This is a genomic window from Dermabacter sp. p3-SID358 (assembly GCF_025147465.1).
Lineage (GTDB): Bacteria > Actinomycetota > Actinomycetes > Actinomycetales > Dermabacteraceae > Dermabacter.
The window spans coordinates 90,314-96,912 of sequence record NZ_JALXOZ010000008.1; the positions used below are offsets into that span (position 1 = coordinate 90,314).

Below are 6,599 nucleotides of genomic sequence, written 5' to 3' on the forward strand. Positions count from 1 at the left end.
ATCTACGCTTGGACAGTCCCGCGTACTTTCGGGACTACGCACCAATGGAAGGGTCCCCTACGTGAACATTGTCGATTGGGCGATCAACGTGATGGGCTCGATGGGCGGCATCGGTGTGATGCTTCTCCTCTTGCTCGAATGCGTGTTCCCGCCGATCCCCTCAGAGGTCATCCTCCCGCTCGCGGGTGTAACCGCGGGCACCGGCGAACATTCGTTCTGGGTGCTCCTTATCTGGTCGGTGATCGGCTCGACGCTTGGCGCATACATCCTCTACGGCCTCGGCCGCATCCTCGGGCCCGATCGCACGCGCGCCCTTTTCATCAAGCTTCCGCTCATCAACGTCGAGGATTACGAAAAGACGAACGTGTGGGTCGATAAGCACGGCATGAAGGGGGTGTTCTTCGGACGCTTCATCCCGGGCATTCGCTCGCTTATCTCGATTCCCGCGGGCATGTTTGCGATGAAACTTCCGATGTTCACACTGCTCACGGCCCTCGGAAGTGCGATCTGGAACTCGATCTTCCTCGCGTTCGGCTACTTCCTCGGCACGCAGTGGCACGTGATTGAGCCCTACACGGACATCTTCTCCAAGGTCTGCTACGTCCTCGTCATTCTCGTCGTGCTCTACTTCTTCGTGAAGCTCATTCTTCGTGAACGTCGCCGAAAAAAGCTCGGCCTTCCCGATCCCGACGACGCCGTAAAGACTAGCGACAGCATCAACTCATGACCGCTAATCGCGAGGTCGGTGTTGGGCCGTGGGAAGGGACGTGGCCGAAAGAGCCGCATTTTGACCCGGCTCTGCTCGAGGCAGGCGACCGTCGGAACGTTCCCGACCGCTACCGGTACTGGCGCCGGGAGGCGATCATCGCCGACCTCGATGCGCACCACCGCAACGAGCTTCATGTCGCGATCGAAAACATCGACCACGATTTCAATATCGGCTCTATCGTGCGCACGGCGAACGCGTTCGGCGTCGCAGCTTTCCACATCGTCGGCAAGAAGCGCTGGAATCGTCGCGGTGCGATGGTGACTGACCGCTACCAGCATGAGTTCCACCATCAGGGCCCCGAGGATTTTCTCGCGTGGGCCCGCGAGAACGACCGCGCCGTGGTCGCTGTCGATATCGTTCCGGGCGCCGTTCCGCTTGAGCACACGCGCCTTCCCGAAAACGCTGTGCTCGTTTTCGGCGAAGAGGGCGGCGGAGTCTCCGCACCCCTCCTGGAGGCAGCCGCCCTCACGGTCGGCATCTCGCAGTTTGGCAGCACACGTTCGATCAACGTTGGGCATGCCGCGGCGATCGTGATGCACACGTGGATCACGCAGCACGTCGAGGTTCCGCGCGGACTCACGCGCTAGCCTCGCTTAGCGCCGTCGTGGTCAGGATCGAATATGACCTGCGCAGTAGGGTGAAAAGGCAACGGCCCAAGCTGCCGAGAACCCGATCCATGGTTAGGAGCACACCGTGAGCATTACCGTGAAAGCACTCCAAAAGACCGGCCCGAAAGAGCCCTTCAAGGTCGTCAACATTGAGCGCCGTGAGCCGCAGGGGACCGATGTTCTCATCGACATCAAGGCCGCGGGCATTTGCCACAGCGACATCCATACGATTCGCAATGAGTGGGGGCCCGCGAAGTTCCCCCTCGCGGTTGGCCACGAAATCGCGGGCGTCGTTGAGGCCGTCGGCCCCGACGTGAAGAAATACAAGGTTGGAGATCGCGTGGGCGTCGGCTGCCTCGTGGGTTCGTGCGGCGAATGCGAGCAGTGCGAGAAAGGCTTCGAGAACAACTGCTTGAACGGCGCGATCGGCACCTACAACGCGATCGATGAAGACGGGACCGTCACTCAGGGTGGCTACTCGCAAAAGGTCACGGTGCGCGAGCGCTTCGTGTGCCGCATCCCCGATTCTCTCGATTTTGATGTCGCTGCGCCGCTCCTGTGCGCGGGAATCACAACCTACTCGCCGCTCGCGACGTGGGAGGTTGGCGAGGGCCAGAAGGTTGCGGTCGCAGGTCTCGGCGGGCTTGGCCACATGGGCGTGCAAATCGCCGCGGCGAAAGGCGCAGAGGTGAGCGTCATTTCGCGCTCGCGCAGGAAGGAAGAAGATGCGCTCGCGCTCGGCGCGAAGGAACTACTCGCGACCGGTGAGGACGAGGACTTCTTCGAGACTCACAAGGGCAAATTCGACTTCATTCTCAACACGATCAGCGCCGAGTTCGACCTCCCGGACTTCATGAACTTGCTCAAGCCAGGCGGAAAGATGGTGCTCGTTGGCCTACCACCCGAGGGCATGCCGATCCCGACCCGCGCTCTCACAGGGGGTCGCAAGGTCCTCGCGGGCTCGAACATTGGCGGGCTCCCCGAGACCCAAGACATGCTCGACTTCTGCGGCGAGCACAACCTCGGTGCGAAGATCGAGGTGATCGGCGTAAACGACGTTGACGCGGCCTATGAACGCGTTGTCAAGGGCGATGTGCACTTCCGCTTCGTAATCGATACGGCGACGTTCGAGGACGCCGAGGTTGCCGAGGCCGAAGCGGCGTAAACCTGATTATTCTTCGCCGACTTCTACGAGCCCCGACTCGTAGGCCGCGACGACGATCTGCGTACGGTCCCGCAGGCCGAGTTTCTGCAGGATGTGGGACACGTGGGTTTTGACGGTGGGCTCCGCGAGAAACATCGTGGAGCCCACCTCCGCGTTTGAGAGGCCCTTCGCGACGAGGCGGGCAACCTCGCGTTCGCGATCCGTGAGGGTTATGATGGCCTGAGTGAGGGCGGAGTCAGTCCGACGCTGGCTTCGCGAAAACGCTCCGAAATCTTCAATAACTTTCCGCGTGATGGAGGGGGCGAGGAGCGCGCCACCGCGATGCACCTTTCGCACGGCGTCGACGAGCTCGTCTACCTCGGCGTCTTTGAGCAGGAAGCCACTCGCGCCGCCCCTGAGTGCCGTGTACACGTAGTCATCAGCGTCAAACGTCGTGAGAATGATGATGCGCGGGGCGGGTTCAAGGCCCGCGCGGAAGATTTCCTCCATCGCCGCAAGGCCGTCGAGGTTGGGCATGCGGATGTCCATGAGGATGATGTCGGGTCGGTTTTTGAGGGCAAGTTCGATCGCTTCGCGCCCGTCGGAGGCGGTGCCAACGACGTCGATATCCGCTTGAGCGGCAAGGAGGGCTTCGAAGCCGGCACGGACCATGGGCTGGTCGTCCGCGATGACGACGCGGATGGGGGAGTTCTCGCTCATACCTCAAGCCTAGGGGAGGAAGCATGTTTGGGAGAGCGTTCGAGCTCATCCTGAAGTATGGCGTTGCTCGGGTCTCAAGGGGGATGGCCCACTCTCGCAGGAGCTTTAGGGTTAACCCATGAGAACAGCCGAAACGACGCGGGGCGAGCGGATCGTCGCGCCTTGGTCGAGGGCGCCAATCGGCGAGCACGCACGGCAACTGGGCCGCGACTTCCTGTTCGTCTTCCCAAGCCTCGTGCTCGGGCTCCTCGTGGGCGGTGCCCTGCTCATGCTCGGCATCATGAGCGCGGTCACGCTACCGTTCCTCCTCATTGGCTTGTTGTTCTTGCCGGGAATCCTCCTCGCGGGTGGTTTCGCCGCGGATCTCACAAGGCTCCGCTCTAACGTGTGGCGGGGCGAAAAGATGCTGCAGCCACGCACGAAAGTCCCCGAATTTCACTCGCTTGTCGATTATTTTCGCGTTCTCACACACCTGCGCCTTTGGCTCGATTACGTGAGTGAAGCGTTCGTTCTGAACACGGTGCGCGTGAGCATTGGTATCGTTCTCACCTCACAAACCATCCTCGCGCTCGTGTACGGCCTATTTTTCCCGTTGGTGACGCTCGCGGATCCCTCGTCTCGATCGGGAATCGCCGGTCCGATCGCACTCGGGGTCGACCCGAGCCTCGATCTCGAGCCGTACGCGGGCACACTCGCGCTATTCGACTCGGTTCTCTACGTGCTCGTGGGCCTGGTGCTCATTGTCCTTCTTCCCTTCACACTTCACGGTGCGGCGCGCATCGAGAACACCCTCGTGCGCGAGATCCTCGATGGTGACTCGTTCGCGACAATCAGTTTCAAGGGGTGGGCGACCGCGGCGATCGCCGTCATCATCCCGATTCGCGTGACGATCTCCGGGGAGGGATACCTGTGGGATCAGATCCCGACTCGTGACATCCCCGTCGGCCTTTTCACGATTCCCGTGAGCGAAGTGCTACTCGGGCTGCTCGCCCTCGCATGGGCTATCGCCTTTATTCTCCTTGTGCGGCGCCCGAAGCTCGGTGCGCTCGTCGTGTGGGTTCCATTCCTTTCCTCCTATGCCACGACCCTCGCTATCACCCTCTGGAAGTTCTACACGCAAGCCTTCGTGCCCGGCACCGACGTGCCGATTTTTCTCGCGGCGCTCGCCCTGTTCACGCTGAGCCTGCACCGAAATATCCGCCGAAGCGTCGCCACCTTGGCGACCTTCAGCGCGATCCTCGTGACCGGCACGATCATCAGGCTCGTGTGGTCCTATTCGGATGTCGAAGACCCCGTGCCGTTTCTCCAGTGGAGCCTCCTTTTTCTGGGTCTCACACTCGTCATGTGGATCGTGGCCGCTGCCCTTGGATACGGCCTTCGCTGGCTCGCCGAAACCGCGCGTGCAGCCTCTCGCGACAGGGATGCGAGGCGCGAAGCGGAAGAGCGTCAGGAGCGAGCGAAAGCCGAGAGCGCGGAGCTTGCTGAGCGCGCGCGCATCGCGCGCGAAATGCACGATGTTGTTGCCCACTCGATGTCCGTGATCAGCGTCCAGGCGCAAACCGCGCCGTACCGTCTCGTGGGTTCCGATCTCGACGACGCCACGCGCGCCGAGTTCGCCTCGATCGCGTCGACGTCACGCAACGCCCTGCGAGAAATGCGCGCACTGCTGACGATGCTGCGCGGAACCGATGCTGAGGAAGCTCCGCAAACGGCGCCGCAGCCCGGTCTCGGCGATCTCGAAGCTCTCGTTGAACAATCCCGCGACGCCGGTGCCCATGTGGCCCTCGCAATGCCGGAAGAGGGCATCCCCGAGGTCCCGGCAACCGTCGGACTTGCCCTCTACCGCGCCGCGCAAGAGGGGCTCGCGAACGCACTTAGGCACGCCCCTGGAAGCGACATCGCCATCACGCTCAGCGCCGATGAGCTCCTCACGAGCATCGACGTGACCAATACGGCGCCGCCCACGAAGGCCGAACCCGCTCCGGGTTCCGGCATGGGACTGCGTGGGGTTCGCGAGAGAGCCCATGCCCTCGGCGGAACGGTGAACGCAGGAGAGAATTCCGACGGCTCCTACAGCCTTGTCGTGAAAATACCGAACGCCGAGAAGGAGGCAACCGTCGGAACCTGAACCACCCCACCACCCTGCTGTGGCCCAGCTCTCACGAAATCCTGCGGGTGGGCCGAACGGGGAAGGGTCCCGAGTGAGGTGTGGAAGAATGAAAGGGCAAATGCAACGTGGATCTGCGAGGTACACGGGTGCCCGCGATCCCCACTCGAAGGAGCACATATGCCTGTTGCAACCCCGGAACAGTTCAACGAAATGATCGACCGCGCGAAGGAAGGCAAGTTCGCCTACCCCGCGATCAACGTGTCGAGCTCGCAGACCGCGATCGCCGCACTCCAGGGCTTCGTCGAAGCCGAGTCGGACGGCATCATCCAGGTTTCCGTTGGTGGCGCCGAGTACCTCTCCGGCTCGACTGTGAAGAACCGCGTGCGTGGCTCGCTCGCGCTTGCGAAGTTTGTCCACGAGGTTGCTGAGGAATACAACATCACGGTTGGCCTCCACACCGACCACTGCGCGAAGGAAAACCTCGAGAGCTGGGTTGAGCCGCTCATCGAATGGGACCTCAAGGAGCGCGTGAACAAGGGTCTCAACCCGCTCTTCACCTCGCACATGTGGGACGGCTCGGCAGTTCCGGTCGACGAAAACCTCGAGATCGCCAAGCGCCTCCTCGAAAAGACCGTTGAGGCAAAGAAGATTCTCGAGATCGAGGTCGGCGTTGTCGGCGGCGAGGAAGATGGCTACTCGGCAGACGTCGACGAGTCGAAGCTCTTCTCGACCCCCGAGGACGGCCTCAAGACCGCCGAGGCTCTCGGCCTTGGTGAAAAGGGCCGCTACATCACCGCTCTCACCTTCGGCAACGTGCACGGCGTGTACAAGCCGGGCAACGTGCGCCTCACCCCGTCGATCCTCCTCGACATCCAGAAGGCCGTTGGCGAGAAGTACGGCAAGGACATGCCGTTCGACCTCGTGATGCACGGTGGCTCGGGCTCGACCATCGAAGAGATCCAGGAAGCCGTGGACAACGGCGTCATCAAGATGAACGTCGACACCGACACCCAGTACGCATTCTCGCGCCCCGTTGCGGGCCACATGCTCGAGAACTACGAGGGCGTCCTCAAGATTGACGGCGAGGTCGGCAACAAGAAGATGTACGATCCGCGCTCGTGGGGCAAGAAGGCTGAGGCCGGTATGGCGAAGCGCGTCGTGGAGGCGTGCGAGAACCTCCGTTCGGCTGGCCACAAAATGTGATCATTTTCCACGTGAGTGAACGTGAGTGAAGGTGCCCCTGCCTCA

Annotated in this window: 6 protein-coding genes; 5 read left to right on the top strand and 1 reads right to left on the bottom strand. The window is 62.0% G+C overall.

The features are described 5' to 3' along the window. Positions 1-61: 61 nt before the first annotated feature. The 3 genes from M3B90_RS05340 (at position 62) to M3B90_RS05350 (ending at position 2,542) form a co-directional block, all read left to right on the top strand. Positions 62-727: a DedA family protein gene (locus M3B90_RS05340; protein WP_259888987.1), complete on the top strand. Its 666-nt coding sequence runs from the start codon at positions 62-64 to the stop codon at positions 725-727. Continuing rightward, entirely contained in the window at positions 724-1,356 is a 633-nt protein-coding gene (locus M3B90_RS05345) for a TrmH family RNA methyltransferase (protein ID WP_259888988.1), read from the top strand. The genes M3B90_RS05340 and M3B90_RS05345 overlap by 4 nt, the downstream gene beginning before the upstream one ends. A 106-nt stretch (positions 1,357-1,462) precedes the next feature. Next, entirely contained in the window at positions 1,463-2,542 is a 1,080-nt protein-coding gene (locus tag M3B90_RS05350; protein WP_259888989.1) for an NAD(P)-dependent alcohol dehydrogenase, read from the top strand. 6 nt (positions 2,543-2,548) lie between these two features. Here the strand turns inward: M3B90_RS05350 and M3B90_RS05355 are convergent, their stop codons facing one another. Continuing rightward, complete coding sequence (locus M3B90_RS05355) at positions 2,549-3,241, bottom strand: response regulator transcription factor (protein WP_259888990.1); 693 nt, start codon at positions 3,239-3,241, stop codon at positions 2,549-2,551. Between the two features lie 118 nt (positions 3,242-3,359). Here M3B90_RS05355 and M3B90_RS05360 point away from each other — a divergent pair, with 118 nt between their 5' ends. Both M3B90_RS05360 and fbaA read left to right on the top strand, forming a co-directional pair. Further along, the gene (locus tag M3B90_RS05360; RefSeq protein ID WP_259888991.1) at positions 3,360-5,369 is read left to right on the top strand and encodes a sensor histidine kinase; all 2,010 of its coding nucleotides are present in this window, start codon (positions 3,360-3,362) and stop codon (positions 5,367-5,369) included. Between the two features lie 159 nt (positions 5,370-5,528). Further along, positions 5,529-6,554 (top strand): class II fructose-bisphosphate aldolase, encoded by a 1,026-nt coding sequence (gene fbaA / locus M3B90_RS05365; protein WP_259888992.1) that lies wholly within the window; start codon positions 5,529-5,531, stop codon positions 6,552-6,554. Positions 6,555-6,599 lie beyond the last annotated feature (45 nt).